Here is a 17,199-nt window from a genome sequence, read left to right on the forward strand (position 1 = left end):
ATCCAATACCCCCAACTGTTAATTGGGCGCGCTTCTTTCTAAGTCATTTGTTCGCTAACAAGGCAACAAGAATATGAGTCCCCATGAGTTTAGTTTCACTAAATGATTGGGGCGAATATTCGCAGTTAACGCCGTTAGCGGGTAAATGACGACGAAAGAAAAAACGAAAAAGCCCCGTAGTACATAGCAAGCTATGCAACTACGGGGCTTTGTAAAACGGCGTCTATATAATCTATCTACTTAATTAGAAAGATAGGAAGAAGCCAGCGATTGTCGCCGCCATTAGGTTAGATAGTGTACCAGCACAAACCGCTTTAACACCCATACGAGCGATGTCGTGACGACGGTTTGGAGCAAGACTACCTAGGCCACCTAGTAGAATCGCGATAGAAGAAAGGTTTGCGAAACCACATAGAGCGAATGCGATGATTGCTTGAGTCTTCTCAGACATTACTGCACCTGTTGCTGGAACAACTTGTGCTGCATCACCAACGTAAGGTACGAAGTTTAGGTAAGCTACGAATTCGTTTACAACTAGTTTTTGACCGATGAAAGAACCAGCGAATGTTGCTTCAGCCCATGGAACACCGATTAGGAATGCTAGCGGCGCGAACATCCAACCTAGAATTAGTTCTAGAGTTAGGTTTTCCATACCGAACCAACCACCAACGCCACCTAGGATGCCGTTAACTAGTGCGATTAGACCAACGAATGCTAGTAGCATTGCACCAACGTTAAGTGCTAGTTGTAGACCAACTGATGCGCCGCCTGCTGCTGCGTCGATAACGTTAGCTGGTTTGTCATCACCACCATCGATGTTGCCGTCCAGGTCTTCGTCTGGAGTGTCAACTTCTGGTTTGATGATTTTAGCGAATAGTAGACCACCTGGTGCTGCCATGAATGATGCTGCTACAAGGTACTCTAGAGGTACACCCATAGATGCGTAACCTGCTAGTACACCACCAGCAACTGACGCTAGACCACCACACATTACCGCAAACAGCTCAGATTGAGTCATTTTAGGAACAAACGGACGAACCACTAGAGGTGCTTCAGTTTGACCTACGAAAATGTTAGCTGCTGCAGACATAGACTCGGCACGTGAAGTACCTAGTGCTTTCTGTAGGCCACCACCAAGAATCTTGATAACCCATTGCATAACACCAATGTAGTAAAGTACAGAGATAAGCGCAGAGAAGAAGATTAGCGTTGGTAGTACTTGGAATGCAAAGATGAAACCGATACCGTCAACTGAGAAGTTAACTAGGCTGCCGAATAGGAAACCAGTACCGTCTTTACCGTAGTCGATTACGTTCTGTACACCCGCTGAGAAACCAGCTAGAAGGTCACGACCCCATGGTACGTAAAGAACGAAACCACCGATGATGAATTGGATAGCAAATGCGCCACCCACAGTTCTTAGATTGATAGCTTTGCGGTTATCAGACAGTAGTAATGCAATTCCTAGCAATACTGCCATACCGACTAGGCTCATAAACAGGCTCATAGTTTATGACTTCCTTATATGTTATTTGTTGGCGTGTTACAAAATGGAGCTCAAAAGCGGGGGCAATTATACTCATCCGGCCAATGATAAAGTAATGCCACCCTCACAGTTTCTAATAAGATTCATGGTCTGTTCACTCATTTACGTGAACAAGATCACCTTTCACTTCAATTACAATCATCAATCAAACAATTTATTTAGAATTTATTCACAAATACAGAACGCTGAATTGCTATTTTTCCAAACGATTTCAGCAATCGTTTGCCTTGGCATTCCTTTAAGAGATGCGATACAGGACAAAATTTCACCTATCATCTTGGGGTGATTGGGCTTGCCCTGATGGCCGTTTAGTGGCATGTCAGGTGAATCCGTCTCTAAAACTAATTTTTCGATAGGTAGCTGAGTGATGGCTTGCCTAGTTTTATTGGCTCTTGGGTAGGTAATAACACCGCCGACTCCAATGTAAAAGCCAAGCTCTATGAACTGCATTGCCTGCTGATAACTGCCAGAAAAGCCGTGCAAAACACCACCAAATTTGAATCTTTGCTGCTTCAATATTTGGATCATGCGATTGTGCGTTTTTCGACAATGTAAAATGAGCGGAAGTTGGAAAGATGTTGCAAGTTTCACCTGGGCAATGAAGATACGTTCTTGTAGTTCCATATCTACGTCAATCATACCATCCAAGCCACATTCACCGATGGCGACACATTTAGCTTCTCTCGATTCCAGTAAATGGTTTAGCTCATTTAGATAGATTTCGTCTGTGGAGGTGAGGAAATAAGGATGCATACCGAGTGAGTAATATATCTCGGTATGTTGCTGAGATAGCGAGGAGATCACGTGCCAATTTTCAGGACCAATAGCCGGAAGTAAAAAACGCACAACCGATTGCTGCTTTGCTTGATCTAAATGTTGATTAAAATCGTCTTGATAAGGCTCAAAATCAAAATGGCAATGTGTATCAAAAAGGCGCATTAATTTTGCGCCTTATCGTTACTTTTTATTTGTCGGTTAGGCTCTGCTCGATAAGGAACACAACTGCGTTTGTTTTCTGGTGTAAGCCCCATAGACTGACACCACGCATCATACTTAGCTAGTGCTCGTTTAAACCAATTGAGCATCCCGACTCTCCTTTTCGTTTACTGCTCTTCGCGCTTAAAGACCAATTCTGTCGGTGTAGACTCTTCCTCAACGAAGTAGTAGCCAGCAGTATCAAACTTAGTCAGGTCAGCAACGCTCGAAATACGGTTTTCAATAATGTAACGCGCCATCATGCCACGAGCCTTCTTAGCGTAGAAGCTGATCACTTTATATTGACCATTCTTGCAATCTTTAAAGACCGGAGTAATTACTTGTGCATCCAGAGCTTTTGGTTTTACCGCTTTGAAGTATTCATTAGAAGCCAAGTTAATTAGCACATTGTCGCCCTGAGCAACAATAGCTTCATTGAGCTTATCGGTAATTACATTGCCCCAGAACTGATACAAGTTAGTACCTTTCTCATTGGCAAGCTTAGTCCCCATCTCTAGACGGTATGGCTGCATAAGATCAAGCGGCTTCAATAGCCCGTATAGGCCAGATAACATACGTAGATGCTGTTGTGCGTAGTTAAAGTCATCTTCAGACAAAGATTGCGCATCTAGACCGGTGTAAACATCACCTTTGAACGCTAAAATTGCTTGGCGCGAGTTATCAACCGTGAACTCTTCACTCCACTCTTGAAAACGGCCCACGTTTAGGTCAGCAATCTTATCACTCACCTTCATTAGGCTCGCGACATCCGCAGGTGTCAGCTTTCGACAAACGTCGATCAGTTGTTTTGAATACTCGACTAAATCTGGCTGGGTGAACTTTTCAGTGGCCAGTGGCGATTCATAATCTAGGGTTTTCGCTGGAGAAACGACAATTAACATGACTTAACTCTATCCATATTTTGTTTTATTGAGTTTAGGGTACAAAAAAACACACTCGACATAAAGTTAGATAAAAAGCTAGAAATCTCTAAGTTGAAATGCGATGCATGATCTGACTAAGCGTGAAAGACAAGATGGCGGTCTTAAAACATATCCGGTTGAACCTGGCCAGTACAACTCGATTTACACTAACTACAAACAAAATCTGGTTATACGACCAAACGACATCGTATAACCAGCTTCACCAGAATTTGTCCAAATCTTTATTCTAAATTAAGGATATATTCGGCAATTGCCTCTGACTCATTTCGATTAAATGATGGTGCATGGCCATTCACCTTACCAGTCTTTATAGCATGGCCGAGTCTATCAACAGCGTTAGGTTTTCCTTCGTACTCACGCTTAACCTCCAACAATGCTTTGTCGTCAACATCGCAAACAATGCACTCGTTCATATCCATAAGCTCTTTCACATCTAGGTTTTGATACTTATAAACTTCTTTACGATTGTATGACTTGGTAAGCGCTGCGATTTCAGGATCATCTTCTTTTGCAGTGCCATAAGATACCGCAAGATATGCAGCGATGTATTTCGCTTCATCAACGCTAATCGGAGCCCCGTAAGCATTTCTCATCTTAATCATCTCATTGATCCATTCATCCAAGTTCTTACGTGGAGGCTGATAAAATACATAATCCATCGAATGACAAAGATGACATTTAGATCTTGCTAACTCATACCCAGGTAAATCCGACGGCTTCAACTTCGTCGTATCGGCAGGAAGCGTGATAGAGTTAAATTCAGCATGAGCAAATGCACTGAACAACAAACAAAGGCCAATTAGAATTTTCATACTAGACCACCTTAATATCCGTTCGTTCAATGACATTCCGATTGTAGCCACCATGGTTCCAAGTCGCTTTTGTAGGCTGCTTTTCACCACTATTCGCGACCGCTCTAACCATAAGTAACGTCCTTCCTTTCTCATTGAAAGTATGTGTTAACGACCACCCTCGATAAGAAAATCGGCCTAGATCCCGACCTAGGGTTGTACTATTCCACTTTCGGCCACCATCAAAAGAAACTTCGACTTTCTTAATACCGCTTCCGCTGTCGAATGCGATCCCTTTTAAAGTGATCTCTTTACCTGCTTCGACTGAATCACCATTCAATACACTCGTTATGAAACTTCGGATAGGAAATGTGGTTACAGGCTTCGTTTTGGTCGCACGATTATCAGGGGTTTCGCTCTTGGAGTCGTTGTCAGGTAGTCGGTAACCTTCCGACATAAAGAACGAATCGAACGTATCAAATTCGCCTTCAATCAATTCCAAATGAGTGACATGTTTGACCCAGTATGTCGCGAACCAGCCCGGTACAATCAACTTGACTGGGAACCCATTCAGAAATGGCAAAGGCTCTCCGTTCATTTCCCAAACCAACATTGGTTCACCAGTATCTACATGTTGTAGCGGAAGCGATTTCAAAAAGTCTGGCGTGGTTGAACGAACAGGTTTATCAATACCATCAATAACAACACTCGTCGCTTCTGGTTTGATACCAGCTTTCGCTAAAACATTTTTCAGAGGAACGCCTTTAAACTTCGCGTTGCCCATTGCACCATTGCCCAACTGAGCACCAAATACTCTAGGAGAAGAGTAACCTCGGCTATTACCGGTACATTGCTGGACCGCAATGATTTCTTGCTGTCCTTCTATAGATTTGAGTTCGGCCAAACTCAAGTTGATTTCCTTATCAACCAAGCCAGAAATTTTGATTGTATAAGTATCCGTATCAATAAATGTTGGAAAATCCGCTAAGTGATATCGAACGAAGAACCTATCATTCGGCGTCAGTAAGCCATCATTAAAAACTTCAAATGGTGTTTCTAAATGTGGTGGCCTTGTATGAACAATCACCATGTCTTTCTTTTGTGGAAAAGAATTTAATATCGGTTTCGGACCCGCGGCAAAAGTAACGCCCTCACCATCAGAGTATTGAACTCCGTTTTCTACAAATGTCTTTGCTATTGATGCAAATGAAGTCGAGGTTAGTGACAGCAACCCACAGGCTTTTACAACCTCTCTTCGCAGTTTATTCATTTTCATGCTAATTCATCTCCTACGCTAATTCACGGTTGCTATTTCAGCTCTGATAGATAATTTGAGAGGTCTTCAATTTCTTTAGATGACAGTTTTTTAGCGACGTTATACATCATCTCACCTTGGTCACCTTTTCTAGCGCCTGAGCGCCAGTTGTTGAACTGCTCAACCAAGTACTCCGAAGACTGCCCCGCAAGCCTAGGGAATGAAGCACTACCTTCTAATTTCTCACCATGACAAGTCGTACAAGCTGGAATGGCTCTTTTCCAATCACCTTGATAGATCATTCGCTCAGTCGGATCGCTTATTACACCATCAGCCGGAATCTCAGGGTGGTGATTTTCTAACTCTGGAGGAGTTAACGATGCATAGTATTTGGCAACCAATACTCTATCTTGAGCGCTAAGATGGGTAACCATACTCTTCATTGTTGCGTTGTCTCTGTTTCCGTTGTCAAACAAATGGATTTGATTATAAATGTACTCAAATTTCAGACCGGCTAAATTAGGTGCTCCAGGTACAACGCTATTACCCTCTTTACCATGGCAACTTGTACATGCTGACACGCTTGAAGGCAGAGGCTTCTCGTTTCTAGATAACAAATAGCTGTCGTCTTCATCGCTTGCGATCTGTGTTTCAGCATCGGTCTGCAGCGACATGATGTAGGTAGTCAAAGACATAATTTGATTGCGAGTCAATCTCTCACCAAAGTCAGGCATTTGGTTGTTAATACCCTGAGTAATGTTCTTTCTAATGTCTTCTTTACTTCCGCCATGCAGCCATACGTTATCAGTAAGATTTGGAGCGCCTACGCCCTGATTTCCTTTCGCATCTTCACCATGACAAGAACTACAGTTGTTATCGAAACTCTCATTGACGACAAAGTTATCGCTATTTAAGTTAGACACGTAATCGGTAAGCGAATCGATTTCATCTTCCGTAAGCACATCACGCCACGCTGGCATGCGCCCCTCGCGACCATTATGTATCGTTGTGTAGATATCCATCGGAGAGCCACCATATAGCCAATCATCATCTGAAAGCACTGGGAAGTTATGTTGACCATCTCCCGAGCGGCCATGACACGCGCCACAGTTTTCTCCAAACAGTGCTTTACCGTTGCTCACGATATCTTCTTGAGCAATCAATGATTCAAATACTTGTTTGTCTGTTTTACCTACCACCAAACTGTCTATCTTTGCATCCAAATTGACAGGAGAACCTACATACGCATCGTCTTTAGGTTGCCAATCTAGAAAACCTCCCCAAGTCGCAAAACCAGGAAATAGCAACACATAGACAATGGCTCCAGCAAAGCCTAGAAAGTAGCCGACAAATAGAATTCTAGGTATCGGTGCGTCTTTCTCGATGATTCCATCGAACTCTTCTAGCGTTTTATCTTTATCCGCACTTTTACGTTTACGAAACTGCGCATAAATAACCGCAATCATGATGAAGAAGAAGATGATCGATAAAATTGTTGATAACGTTTGACTCCATTCCATTACTGCAGTCCTCCAACGTCATTATGCGTATCGACCCCTAAACTCATCAGATATGACACCAACGCATCTCCTTCTGTTTTGTCTTTCACTTCATTTGTGGCTTTAGCAATTTGATTATCGGAATAAGGTACGCCCAATTTTTTCATTGTTTCCATCGCCGCTACTACATGATCTGGGTCCAATGGTTTTTCAAACAGCCAAGGGTATTGCGGCATAATCGAATTTGGCACGACTGATTGCGGGTTAATGAGGTGCTGTTTATGCCAGTCAGGCGTGTACTTCAACCCTATATTGGTTAAATCAGGTCCAGTACGCTGAGAGCTCCAGAGGAAAGTGAACTCATAGACATCGTCTTCCATTTCATTTGGTCGGCCGTAACGCTTTCTTTCAGCTTCAATGTTTCGAACCATCTGGGTATGACAAGACACACACCCTTGAGCCATGTATACATCACGCCCTGCTAGCTCCAATGCCGTATAGGGTTGCGCTATTGTCTTTTTAGCTAATTCGTTGGTATAGAAAAAGCTCGGAAAAACCCACACAAAAAAGGAAAACATAACGACGATCGTTGTAATCGTAATGAACGCGAATAAAGATTTAGATATTGAGTTTTCCATATCACTACGCCTTTTGCTCTATCAGTTCGATTTGTGATCTTGATGTCATGTATAGGTTGTACGCCATTACCAACATTCCCAAAACATACAGTCCTCCACCGATTGTGCGGCCTAGCATGTAAGGTTTAATGAAATCCAACACTTGAGAGAAGGTGTAAGCAAGCGAACCATAATCAGTAAGTGCTAACCACATACTTCCCTGACCAATTCCGCCAATCCACAAAGAAACGATGTAGAACAACACACCAAGGTGAGCTAATACAAAGTGAACCTTAACGAGACGGTAAGAGAACAGTTGTTTATTCAGTAGCCTTGGTACCAGGTAGTACAAGGTGGCAATAACAGTCATGCCGACCCAACCTAATGCACCAGAATGTACGTGACCTATAACCCAACTCGTACTGTGTGCAATTTGGTTAAACCAACGAATTGCCATTAACGGACCTTCGAAAGTAGCCAAAGCGTAATAAATAATTGAAGACATGAAGAACCAGACGATCGGATTTGTTTTCCACGCTTCTTTGTTTGATGTTGCCGTCATCCACGCGTTAAATGCGCCCGCCCATGATGGCAGCCACAACAGCAATGACATTACAACCCCAACGTTTTGTATCCATGATGGTACTGATGTGTAGACTAGGTGATGAGTACCAGCCCATGTATAGAATCCAATCAAACCCCAAAAAGTGATTAGGGATAATCGGTAAGAATAAATAGGTCTATCTACAACCTTTGGAATGAAATAGTAATTGGTACCCACAAATACGGCTGTAAGAAGGAAACCTACCGCATTATGCCCCCACCACCATTGAACAAGAGAATCACTGACACCAGAGAAAATAGAATAAGATTTAAACGCATATAACGGCATTGCAAGATTATTTACTACAAATATCAGTGCAATAACAATAATAACGGCGCCACTAAACCAGTTTGATACAAATATGTGCTTAACTTTTCTTTTACTTAGCGTCGTAAAAAAAACAAAAGCAAAAATTAGCCAAAGAATTACTATACCTATATCTAATGGCCATTCCATTTCAGCATATTCTTTAGTGGAAGTATAACCCATTGATAGTGTGACAATACCAACGAGTAAAATTATCTGCCATCCCCAAAATAAGACCAAAGCTAGCCCTCTGTAAGCTAAATTAACAGATGATGACTTACAGAGAATATAGAGAGATAACCCCATCAAGAAGTTACATACCATACCGAATATGACCACATTGGTATGAATAGGACGAATTTTACCGAAGTTTAAGTACTCATTCGCAAAGTTGAGCTCCGGTGCGTACAGTTGAGCCGCTGCAACTAGGCCAACGAGCATACCAATGATCGCCCACCCCAAAGCAGCAAAAACAAAGAACCGAGTTATTTTTTCTTCTTCGTTGAAATTCATAACATTTCCCCGGTAATAATTGAGTCTGACATAATTTTATCTTTATCGATTAGTTTTAATGTAATTTGCTGACTGCTTTAAAAACCTTCACCCGACAAGTAACTAAAGCTTGGTTTAAAGTAACGTTAATTTACTATTTTCAATGACGCCCTAATCCTTTTTAAAAGACCTAGGACAATCTCAAATGATTAATAAGGACAGAGCCACGATGTATTAATACTTAGTTATATTGCTTCCAATAATCTATTTTGTAAGAGGTTTAGATATGGCACTACGACAATTGATGGAGTAACCGCCAAGATCGCAGTTTCTTTATTTATTTCCATCTAATTACTTAACGGTAATTTTTACTAACATTAGAACTCGTGAAAGATGAATTATTTCATTGTCACTTACACCTTAGAAACACGGCGATCCTATCAAAAATATGATTACTGGAGATATCAACTAATATTGAACAGCCATTCAGAATTACAAAACGAATGCTTTCTTGTAACTGTTTCTTATCAATTGCTTCGCTTTGGATATTGACTCTTCGTCTCTATAGGGGCAGTTTTTACGTGGAGTACCTCCATATCGATGGATACGAGGCGTATGAGAAAACGGATGTGAAGCTAACTAACTCCAACGCGCAATCACGTGGTTTCAGAAACGTTATCGCGTCGAACAAGAGATAAAAGACAAGCCCAGAGAAGAGCGATATCAACAGAGGCAGTCACAGTTGTGGTCATCGCTAAGAAGGCTCAAAGCTTGGATAGATGCGTCCGATCAAGTTCCTCCTTGCAGGGCAATATTAACTTTACCGGCCATTAAATTGCTCACCTATCTACGAGCAGAATTAATTAACTCGAGGTAAAAAAAAGCCATGCATTGACTGCATGGCTTTTTAAATCGTTTTAGTAGACGTTATTTATAAACGTTCGACTAATCTTTTTTGCTCTGATCCCAGATCCCGTCTTCAAGCTGAGATTTCAGCTCAGGGAAGTCATTCGAATCAAACGTTGGCACTTTACCTTCACTTAGCTGGCGGTTGTAATCTTTCGCAAGCTTAATAACGATGCCTGATAGTAGAAGAATCGCTACCAAGTTAACAATCGCCATTAGACCCATAGACACATCAGCAAGCGCCCAAACTACTGGTAGTGATGCTACTGCACCAAACATAACCATACCTAGTACTACGATACGGAAGATACCTAAGCCAGCTTTGTGGTTGTGCTCAAGGAAGATAAGGTTTGTTTCAGCGTAAGAGTAGTTTGCAATGATCGACGTAAACGCAAAGAAGAAAATTGCGATTGCGACGAAGATGCCACCCCACTCACCAACTTGAGAGCTTAGAGCACTCTGGGTTAGCTCGATACCTGTTACTTCACCGTGTGGTACGTATTCACCCGACATAAGGATGATAGCCACTGTCGCTGAACAGATAACGATAGTATCCATGAATACACCTAGCATCTGTACGTAACCTTGTGATGCTGGGTGTGGTGGGTATGGTGTCGCTGATGCCGCCGCGTTAGGCGCAGAACCCATACCTGCTTCGTTCGAGAATAGACCACGCTTAATACCGTTGATCATAGCCTGCGCGATTGCATAACCAAGACCACCAGCCGCTGCTTCTTGCAGGCCGAACGCACTCTTGAAGATAAGCTCAAGTACCGCTGGTAGCTTCTCTAGGTTCATTACCATTACAAATAGCGCTAGTACAAGGTAAGCCAGAGCCATGATTGGAACCACAAGTTCAGCCACGCGTGCAATACGCTTGATACCACCAAAGATAACAACAGAAGAAAGCAGTACGACTACAACACCAACGTAAGTGTCTTCCCAACCGAATGCGTTATGCATTGCGTTTGCGATAGAGTTAGCTTGTACAGCGTTGAATACTAGACCGAATGCGATAATTAGGAATACTGAGAACAGTACGCCCATCCAGCGCATACCTAGGCCTTTTTCCATATAGTAAGCTGGACCACCACGGTAGTTGCCATCATCGTCTTTTGTTTTGTAAAGCTGTGCTAGCGTACTTTCTGCGAACGACGTTGCCATACCTAGCATAGCAATCAGCCACATCCAGAAAATAGCGCCAGGACCACCCGCAGTAAGTGCAACGGCTACGCCCGCCATGTTACCAGTACCTACACGTGCAGCTAGACTAGTACAAAGTGCTTGGAAAGAAGAGATACCAGCTTTGTCTGCTTTACGGCTGTTCTTTAATACTGAGAACATGTGGCCAAAGTGACGGAATTGGATAAAGCCCAAACGGACTGTAAAGTAGATTCCAACACCGACTAAAAGATAAACAAGAATAGAACCCCAAAGCAGGTCATTCATTAAGTTGATTAAGTCTGTCATAACATCCTCATATTGAGTTTTCGCCAATCTTTGCTTCCAAGCCTTCCATCTAACTGCCCTACTAAGTGTCAAGATTGCTTAGTGTTGGTATTGTTATATTGTGCAGTTTAGATCTGTAAAACTCGCCTCATGCTTCCATTTTACGTATCAGCGTATTTTTTGACGGGCGGATAATGCAGTGAAGAAAGACAAAAATCAATATGCAATTAATATCACTTCAATGTTATTTTTCACTAGATAGTCACCATCAATTAACAGCCAACCACACATAGAGAAAACAAAAACAAAACACTTAGTTAAAGCATCTTCAACATCAGTTAAATCTTGCCAATTAGAAACGACTCTGCCGCTTTCAAACCACAATGCCTTGCTCTATAAGGCATCAAACAGAGTATAAAAAACACCAACCCGTAAAAAGACGCCCCATGCTTTAATTTTATATGAACCTAATTAACTATCTACACCTAAGGTCAAAAAACATACAAGGAATTAACATACACGTTCCGTCAATTTAATCGTTTTCGTCGAATCAAATGCTTAAAAAAGCAGCGAAAGGCTCTCGCTTTTTTGTGACTCCCTCGCACAATATACGTAAAAACTTCATTGAAACGTAACAAATGAGAAACGAATCAAAGTTAGGTTAGTTTTAGATATGGTATTAAAAACATGCCCCACTTAGAGGGATGTCAAATCATAAAAGAGGTAGCTTATGGAAGGCTTAAACTTTGACGAAATTTTCGAACAGGACTTACCTAAAGGAAGAGCAACGCGCTCAAAACCCGTGAAACGCAAATGGCGAGAGATTGAAGCAATTAAAGATCGCCAACGCTTGCAAAAAGAGTTGATGGATATGGATATCGGCTTTGATGATTTAAACGCAGTTGAATATTAAATACTAAAAAGAGGCATCACGCCTCTTTTTCGCTTTTAATTGGCCTCATGGGCATTTTGATGAAGACGTTCAGCAATCTGTTGATATTGTTCGGCGATGGTAGAACCAAAAACCGGATCGTCTTCACACACATTCCACTGCTCCTCAACCGCTTGCCAGTCTTGTGTAGTGAAGGTAGCGACTAAATGCGGAAAGATCCGCTTCTCTTCCAGCTCTAAGTGATCTTTCTGTGCATCGAGGAAAGCTTCAAGTTGCTCAATAAAGAGATCTTGTGGCACCACTGCATCCTGCAGCACCATATCAACAACATTAAGAAAACCATGAGTTTTTTCAGAAAGGGCTTGGTGCTCTAACTCTAGGTTATCGATCTCTTTACTATGCCCATAATGAGACAAATAGTGATGGTAGAGAATGTCTTCTTTAGGGTGATGGACTTTCTCTGAATGATTGGCGAGATAATCAACGATCTCCCTCAATACTGAATAGTTAACGTTCCGCTCATCCTTGAGCACCGACAACTTGTGCCTCAATATCGCTAACATTCGTATCATATAGCCGTGTTCGCGCTTGATTCTTTCAATCATCATAGTGTCTCTCCTTAACACCTACTTTTTATAAGTGTATTAGAGTATCTATGATGACGATTTGATCTTGTTCGAATTTTAAGCAAGTACTATCAGCAACAACTCACACTTCTACTTGCATAGGCAACTGCCATTGGATTGGGCTTTGTCCTTGCTGAGCAAGAATGGTGTTAGTTTGAGAAAAATGACGACAACCGAAAAAACCACGATGTGCTGAAAGTGGTGATGGATGAGGCCCTGAAAGAACGTGGTGCTTATTCCTATCAATAAAACGTCCTTTCTTTTGAGCATGCGCTCCCCATAGTAAAAAGACGATACCTGATTGGTGCTGATTTACTGCCTCTATCACTCTGTCAGTAAAAGTTTCCCAACCGCTCTTCGCGTGAGAATGCGCTTTACCTTGTTCTACCGTCAATACGGTATTGAGTAATAAAACGCCTTGTTCAGCCCAACTTTGTAGATAGCCGTGAGGTGGGATTTCAAAGCCTTCTATATCTTGAGCTAACTCTTTATACATATTGACTAATGAAGGTGGCGTTTTAACACCCGGTAAGACAGAAAAACATAGCCCATGAGCTTGATTAGGGCCATGGTAAGGATCTTGACCAATGATCACGACCTTCACATCAGAAAACTCTGTCGCTTTGAATGCATTGAAAACATCTTTTGCCGGAGGAAAGACAACCTTTCCCGCAGCTCGTTCTGCTTCGACAAACGTGAGTGTCTGCTGAAAGTACTCTTGCTGCTTCTCTACACCAATAACATCATGCCATGTAAGTGACGTGTTCATGATCTATTCCTTCTACTATATATGCGTTTCAATTGTCGCAAAAATAGTAGAAGGAACAAAGGAGTTAGTGTTTTTGTGGCGTCCGGTAGTGACCTTGTCCGGTAATATGACGATTAGGCATAGGTAAACGCGCAGGACGAGTTGATACGTGTGAGAAAGAAAAAGGCATAGTGGCATCCTCTTGTTGCTGCTTCATTGATAGCTATGAAAGATTGATGCCACATTTTAATTAAGCGTCTAATTCAGCTTGAGCGTCTAGATGAAACTTGCGCATGGTTTCGATTTCTTTAGGCCAAAGATCTGGCTCAATAGTCTCAAGGATCAATGGGATACCATCAAACCTAGGATCTTTCGAGATGTACTCAAAACAGTCCCAACCCATTTCGCCTTTACCTAGTGCATGGTGTCTATCGACTTTGCCACCCAAGGCAATTTTTGAATCATTGATGTGCATTGCTCTTAAATATTGCATCCCTACCACGCGATCGAACTCTGCAAACGTTGCTTCACAAGCTTCAATCGTTCGTAAATCGTATCCCGCAGCAAAGGTGTGACAGGTATCAATACACACACCAACACGAGATTTATCCTCAACTTGCGCAATGATCTCGGCAAGATGCTCAAAACGCCAACCTAGGTTTGTCCCCTGTCCAGCTGTATTTTCGATCACAGCAATGACATTTGGCACAGCTTGGTGAGCCAAGTTGATCGATTCTGCGATTCTCGCTAAACACTCTTTCTCAGAAATCTTCTTTAAATGACTCCCAGGATGAAAATTAAGCAGAGTAAGGCCCAGTAAATTGCAACGCTCCATCTCATCAATAAAAGCCGCACGCGACTTTTCTAACTTCTCTTCTTCCGGCGCACCTAGATTGATTAAATAAGAATCATGAGGAAGGATTTGTTCACTGCTGAAACCCAGCATTTTGCAGTTGGCTTTAAAGGCACTGATTGTGCTCGCCTCTAAAGGTTTTGCTACCCATTGACGTTGGTTCTTAGTAAACAGCGCAAATGCGTTTGCACCAATTTCTCTCGCACGTAAAGGCGCTTGGTCGACTCCGCCTGCGGCTGATACATGGGCACCTATATACTTGTTGCCTGTTGCTTTTTTTATCATTGTTATTTAATCACCTATCACTTTCAGTATGGCGCTCCAAAAACAATCATTTAAAAGATGGAGCTCAAACTTCGAACTCATTTTGTAGTAAATTTACAACAAAATGAGTTATTAAATATTTTTTATACTATCAAATATATTGTAACTATATTGTTTTCAAAGATTTTATTGATTTAGAACAAGAAAATAACCATCATAAAAACAATGTTTTTGGTTGTTTTTTGACTTAAATCAATATTATCATAAGGGATATTCGCTATATAATACGTAGCTCAATAAAAATCGAAAATTAACACCAATTAACCACGTAAGTGGACTAGGAGATAGTAATGATCCAAGGTATTCAAATCACTAAAGCAGCAAATGATGACCTACTAAACTCTATCTGGCTTCTAGATAGCGAGAAGAACGAAGCTCGTTGTGTAGCTGCTAACTCTGGTTTTGAAGCTGATCAAGTAATCGCAATCAACGATCTAGGTGACTACGAAAGCCGCGAAGTAGCAATCGAAACTGCTCCACGCATCGAAGGTGGTCAGCACCTAAACGTTAACGTTCTTAAGCGTGAAACTCTAGAAGATGCAGTTGCACACCCAGAGAACTACCCTCAGCTAACTATCCGTGTTTCTGGCTACGCAGTTCGTTTCAACTCTCTGACAACTGAACAGCAACGCGACGTTATCGCACGTACTTTCACTGAGTCTCTATAATTCTCAGTTTAGAAATTTTAAAAGGCGCTCATTGAGCGCCTTTTTTGTATTCAGCTATACCTCATTTCACACTCTATTTGATACATTAGCCTCATTAGTTACCCTCTAGAGTGAACCATATGCTATTGGAAGGCATTGAGACCTTACTTGTCTTAAGTAAAGCAAAAACCATGAGCCGCACAGGAAGCTTACTCTATATCAGTCAATCGGCGGTAAGTAAGCGCATCGCTAATCTCGAAAAGAAGTTAGGTAAAAAGCTCATAGTACCTGATGGACGCAACGTGCAGTTGACGCAAGATGCGATCAATTTGATCACTACGATCGGGCCAACATTTAATGAGTTAAGAGGACTCATTTATGAGCAGCAAACTATGGCTGATCAAACGATTATTCGCCTAGATTGCTCAGAAACTTTAGTAGCTGGTTACCTTTCACCGATCATTGGTGATCACTTTAAATCAGATCCTTACCTTACTTTAACTACCAATCACACACCAAGAATCGTTGAACATGTTGAATCAGGTAAAGCCCATATTGGTGTTTGCGCAGGTCACCTTACTAAGCAAAATAACCTACTGCAATTTCACTTACTTGATGAACCATTCTATATCGTATTTGATCGCCAGCTCCAAGCTTTACCAAAAACGATTATCACCAACGACCTAAACAACCCAGCGAATAGCTATCAAATCGATATTTTAACTGAGTTAGGCATCACCCCAATCATGCAAATGGATTCCTACTCTGCAGCGGCGCAGTTAGCTATAGCAGGAATTGCCCCTGCGCTTGTTCCAATCTCGGTAATTAAAGCGATGAAAATTGAGTCCAAGTATTGTTCGCACTTTAGACAACTCACACCTTTATATCGTCCAATTAATATCTGTTGTCGAGCGTCTTCGTATCAGAACCCTAGAATCAAAACAGTGATAACAGCCATTGCTGATGCTGTTCCCAAAGTAGCTTCAGCGCCATTAGCATAGACATCGTAATCACCAAAGGGCGAATCCACTTTTGCCCTTTACTCACCACAACCTTAGCACCAAGCTGAGCCCCGATAAAACCACCTACAGCCATCACTAGACCTAGTTCCCAGATAGGTAAACCGGCCAGAATGAAAAACAGTAGCGCGGCGATATTAGAAGTAAAGTTGAGCACTTTTGTACGAGCAGTCGCATCGACCAGTGAGAAATGACCAAGTACAACGAAACAGACGGTGAAGATCGAACCAGTCCCTGGGCCAAAGAAACCATCATAAAAACCAACGCCACCACCGACACTAAAAGCAAACATAGCTTCAGAGATTTTGGCCTTACCTGATTGTTCCCTAGTTTTCGGCATCATTAAGAAATAGAGCGAAATAGCGACTAATAATAACGGGATAAGACTCGTTAATACGCCAGCATCAATATACTGCACCGCTTCAGCTCCGACTGCAGAACCGATAAAGGTACAGGCGATCGCCAAGCGCATCTCTTTAATACTAACGATGCCATTTCGCACAAAATACCAACTGGCTGAAAAGCTCCCAAACGAGCTTTGTAGTTTATTGGTCGCCAATGCCTGTGTCGGCGGTACACCAGCAGCAAGTAACGCAGGTAAGGTTAATAAGCCTCCGCCGCCAGCCATAGCATCAATAAAGCCCGCGACAGTAGCAACAAAGAACAGGATGGTGAGAATTTCTAATGTGAGTTCCATTTCTATCAA

The 17,199-nt window shown here is 42.0% G+C and carries 18 protein-coding genes; 4 read left to right on the forward strand and 14 right to left on the reverse strand.

Annotated elements, in window-relative coordinates:
- Positions 1-244 precede the first annotated feature (244 nt).
- The 4 genes from AAFX28_RS21030 to yaaA all read right to left on the reverse strand — a co-directional run bounded on the left by AAFX28_RS21030 (position 245) and on the right by yaaA (position 3,423).
- Positions 245-1,507, reverse strand: a complete 1,263-nt coding sequence (locus tag AAFX28_RS21030; RefSeq protein ID WP_408690509.1) for a NupC/NupG family nucleoside CNT transporter — start codon at positions 1,505-1,507, stop codon at positions 245-247.
- A gap of 204 nt (positions 1,508-1,711) precedes the next feature.
- The gene (locus tag AAFX28_RS21035) at positions 1,712-2,485 is read right to left on the reverse strand and encodes a TatD family hydrolase (protein ID WP_408690510.1); all 774 of its coding nucleotides are present in this window, start codon (positions 2,483-2,485) and stop codon (positions 1,712-1,714) included.
- Positions 2,485-2,631 (reverse strand): DUF5363 family protein, encoded by a 147-nt coding sequence (locus tag AAFX28_RS21040; RefSeq protein ID WP_408690511.1) that lies wholly within the window; start codon positions 2,629-2,631, stop codon positions 2,485-2,487. The genes AAFX28_RS21035 and AAFX28_RS21040 overlap by 1 nt, the downstream gene beginning before the upstream one ends.
- Positions 2,632-2,649: 18 nt before the next feature.
- On the reverse strand, positions 2,650-3,423 hold the full coding sequence (yaaA, locus tag AAFX28_RS21045) for a peroxide stress protein YaaA (protein ID WP_408690512.1): 774 nt from the start codon (positions 3,421-3,423) through the stop codon (positions 2,650-2,652).
- Between the two features lie 103 nt (positions 3,424-3,526).
- Here yaaA and AAFX28_RS21050 point away from each other — a divergent pair, with 103 nt between their 5' ends.
- Entirely contained in the window at positions 3,527-3,658 is a 132-nt protein-coding gene (locus AAFX28_RS21050; protein ID WP_408690513.1) for a hypothetical protein, read from the forward strand.
- Between the two features lie 28 nt (positions 3,659-3,686).
- Here AAFX28_RS21050 and AAFX28_RS21055 read toward each other — a convergent pair whose 3' ends face one another.
- The 6 genes from AAFX28_RS21055 to AAFX28_RS21080 form a co-directional block, all read right to left on the reverse strand.
- A complete protein-coding gene (locus tag AAFX28_RS21055; protein ID WP_408690514.1) occupies positions 3,687-4,277 on the reverse strand; it encodes a hypothetical protein in 591 nt (196 codons plus the stop codon).
- Position 4,278: 1 nt separating this feature from the next.
- Positions 4,279-5,532, reverse strand: coding sequence for a molybdopterin-dependent oxidoreductase (locus AAFX28_RS21060; RefSeq protein ID WP_408690515.1), 1,254 nt, complete (start codon positions 5,530-5,532; stop codon positions 4,279-4,281).
- A 32-nt stretch (positions 5,533-5,564) separates the two neighbouring features.
- Complete coding sequence (locus tag AAFX28_RS21065) at positions 5,565-7,031, reverse strand: c-type cytochrome (RefSeq protein ID WP_408690516.1); 1,467 nt, start codon at positions 7,029-7,031, stop codon at positions 5,565-5,567.
- Complete coding sequence (locus AAFX28_RS21070; protein ID WP_408690517.1) at positions 7,031-7,648, reverse strand: cbb3-type cytochrome c oxidase subunit II; 618 nt, start codon at positions 7,646-7,648, stop codon at positions 7,031-7,033. The genes AAFX28_RS21065 and AAFX28_RS21070 overlap by 1 nt, the downstream gene beginning before the upstream one ends.
- A gap of 4 nt (positions 7,649-7,652) precedes the next feature.
- A complete protein-coding gene (locus AAFX28_RS21075) occupies positions 7,653-9,050 on the reverse strand; it encodes a cbb3-type cytochrome c oxidase subunit I (protein WP_408690518.1) in 1,398 nt (465 codons plus the stop codon).
- A 924-nt stretch (positions 9,051-9,974) separates the two neighbouring features.
- Positions 9,975-11,405 (reverse strand): alanine/glycine:cation symporter family protein, encoded by a 1,431-nt coding sequence (locus AAFX28_RS21080; protein ID WP_408690519.1) that lies wholly within the window; start codon positions 11,403-11,405, stop codon positions 9,975-9,977.
- 709 nt (positions 11,406-12,114) lie between these two features.
- On the opposite strand from AAFX28_RS21080, the gene AAFX28_RS21085 reads away from it, so the two are divergent.
- The gene (locus AAFX28_RS21085; protein ID WP_408690520.1) at positions 12,115-12,297 is read left to right on the forward strand and encodes a DUF3545 family protein; all 183 of its coding nucleotides are present in this window, start codon (positions 12,115-12,117) and stop codon (positions 12,295-12,297) included.
- A 35-nt stretch (positions 12,298-12,332) separates the two neighbouring features.
- Here the strand turns inward: AAFX28_RS21085 and AAFX28_RS21090 are convergent, their stop codons facing one another.
- The 3 genes from AAFX28_RS21090 to nfo form a co-directional block, all read right to left on the reverse strand.
- Positions 12,333-12,884: a hemerythrin domain-containing protein gene (locus AAFX28_RS21090; protein WP_408690521.1), complete on the reverse strand. Its 552-nt coding sequence runs from the start codon at positions 12,882-12,884 to the stop codon at positions 12,333-12,335.
- 100 nt (positions 12,885-12,984) lie between these two features.
- On the reverse strand, positions 12,985-13,671 hold the full coding sequence (ung, locus tag AAFX28_RS21095; protein WP_408690522.1) for a uracil-DNA glycosylase: 687 nt from the start codon (positions 13,669-13,671) through the stop codon (positions 12,985-12,987).
- Between the two features lie 229 nt (positions 13,672-13,900).
- Complete coding sequence (gene nfo / locus AAFX28_RS21100) at positions 13,901-14,788, reverse strand: deoxyribonuclease IV (RefSeq protein WP_408690523.1); 888 nt, start codon at positions 14,786-14,788, stop codon at positions 13,901-13,903.
- A gap of 329 nt (positions 14,789-15,117) precedes the next feature.
- Between nfo and grcA the strand changes: the two genes are divergently transcribed.
- Both grcA and AAFX28_RS21110 read left to right on the forward strand, forming a co-directional pair.
- Positions 15,118-15,495 (forward strand): autonomous glycyl radical cofactor GrcA, encoded by a 378-nt coding sequence (grcA, locus tag AAFX28_RS21105; protein WP_053440121.1) that lies wholly within the window; start codon positions 15,118-15,120, stop codon positions 15,493-15,495.
- A 119-nt stretch (positions 15,496-15,614) separates the two neighbouring features.
- A complete protein-coding gene (locus AAFX28_RS21110) occupies positions 15,615-16,475 on the forward strand; it encodes a LysR family transcriptional regulator (protein WP_408690524.1) in 861 nt (286 codons plus the stop codon).
- On the opposite strand, the gene AAFX28_RS21115 is transcribed toward AAFX28_RS21110, so the two are convergent.
- Positions 16,411-17,190: a TSUP family transporter gene (locus tag AAFX28_RS21115; protein ID WP_408690525.1), complete on the reverse strand. Its 780-nt coding sequence runs from the start codon at positions 17,188-17,190 to the stop codon at positions 16,411-16,413. The two genes, AAFX28_RS21110 and AAFX28_RS21115, sit on opposite strands and share 65 nt — an antisense overlap.
- Positions 17,191-17,199 lie beyond the last annotated feature (9 nt).

This window comes from Vibrio sp. TBV020 (genome assembly GCF_046056895.1).
GTDB lineage: Bacteria > Pseudomonadota > Gammaproteobacteria > Enterobacterales > Vibrionaceae > Vibrio.

What these genes read in the sequence shown, in the direction of transcription:
- AAFX28_RS21030 (WP_408690509.1), bottom strand. Translation starts at nt 1,507, where the DNA reads ATGAGCCTGTTTATGAGCCTAGTCGGTATGGCAGTATTGCTAGGAATT.
- AAFX28_RS21035 (WP_408690510.1), bottom strand. Translation starts at nt 2,485, where the DNA reads ATGCGCCTTTTTGATACACATTGCCATTTTGATTTTGAGCCTTATCAA.
- AAFX28_RS21040 (WP_408690511.1), bottom strand. Translation starts at nt 2,631, where the DNA reads ATGCTCAATTGGTTTAAACGAGCACTAGCTAAGTATGATGCGTGGTGT.
- yaaA (WP_408690512.1), bottom strand. Translation starts at nt 3,423, where the DNA reads ATGTTAATTGTCGTTTCTCCAGCGAAAACCCTAGATTATGAATCGCCA.
- AAFX28_RS21050 (WP_408690513.1), top strand. Translation starts at nt 3,527, where the DNA reads ATGCATGATCTGACTAAGCGTGAAAGACAAGATGGCGGTCTTAAAACA.
- AAFX28_RS21055 (WP_408690514.1), bottom strand. Translation starts at nt 4,277, where the DNA reads ATGAAAATTCTAATTGGCCTTTGTTTGTTGTTCAGTGCATTTGCTCAT.
- AAFX28_RS21060 (WP_408690515.1), bottom strand. Translation starts at nt 5,532, where the DNA reads ATGAAAATGAATAAACTGCGAAGAGAGGTTGTAAAAGCCTGTGGGTTG.
- AAFX28_RS21065 (WP_408690516.1), bottom strand. Translation starts at nt 7,031, where the DNA reads ATGGAATGGAGTCAAACGTTATCAACAATTTTATCGATCATCTTCTTC.
- AAFX28_RS21070 (WP_408690517.1), bottom strand. Translation starts at nt 7,648, where the DNA reads ATGGAAAACTCAATATCTAAATCTTTATTCGCGTTCATTACGATTACA.
- AAFX28_RS21075 (WP_408690518.1), bottom strand. Translation starts at nt 9,050, where the DNA reads ATGAATTTCAACGAAGAAGAAAAAATAACTCGGTTCTTTGTTTTTGCT.
- AAFX28_RS21080 (WP_408690519.1), bottom strand. Translation starts at nt 11,405, where the DNA reads ATGACAGACTTAATCAACTTAATGAATGACCTGCTTTGGGGTTCTATT.
- AAFX28_RS21085 (WP_408690520.1), top strand. Translation starts at nt 12,115, where the DNA reads ATGGAAGGCTTAAACTTTGACGAAATTTTCGAACAGGACTTACCTAAA.
- AAFX28_RS21090 (WP_408690521.1), bottom strand. Translation starts at nt 12,884, where the DNA reads ATGATGATTGAAAGAATCAAGCGCGAACACGGCTATATGATACGAATG.
- ung (WP_408690522.1), bottom strand. Translation starts at nt 13,671, where the DNA reads ATGAACACGTCACTTACATGGCATGATGTTATTGGTGTAGAGAAGCAG.
- nfo (WP_408690523.1), bottom strand. Translation starts at nt 14,788, where the DNA reads ATGATAAAAAAAGCAACAGGCAACAAGTATATAGGTGCCCATGTATCA.
- grcA (WP_053440121.1), top strand. Translation starts at nt 15,118, where the DNA reads ATGATCCAAGGTATTCAAATCACTAAAGCAGCAAATGATGACCTACTA.
- AAFX28_RS21110 (WP_408690524.1), top strand. Translation starts at nt 15,615, where the DNA reads ATGCTATTGGAAGGCATTGAGACCTTACTTGTCTTAAGTAAAGCAAAA.
- AAFX28_RS21115 (WP_408690525.1), bottom strand. Translation starts at nt 17,190, where the DNA reads ATGGAACTCACATTAGAAATTCTCACCATCCTGTTCTTTGTTGCTACT.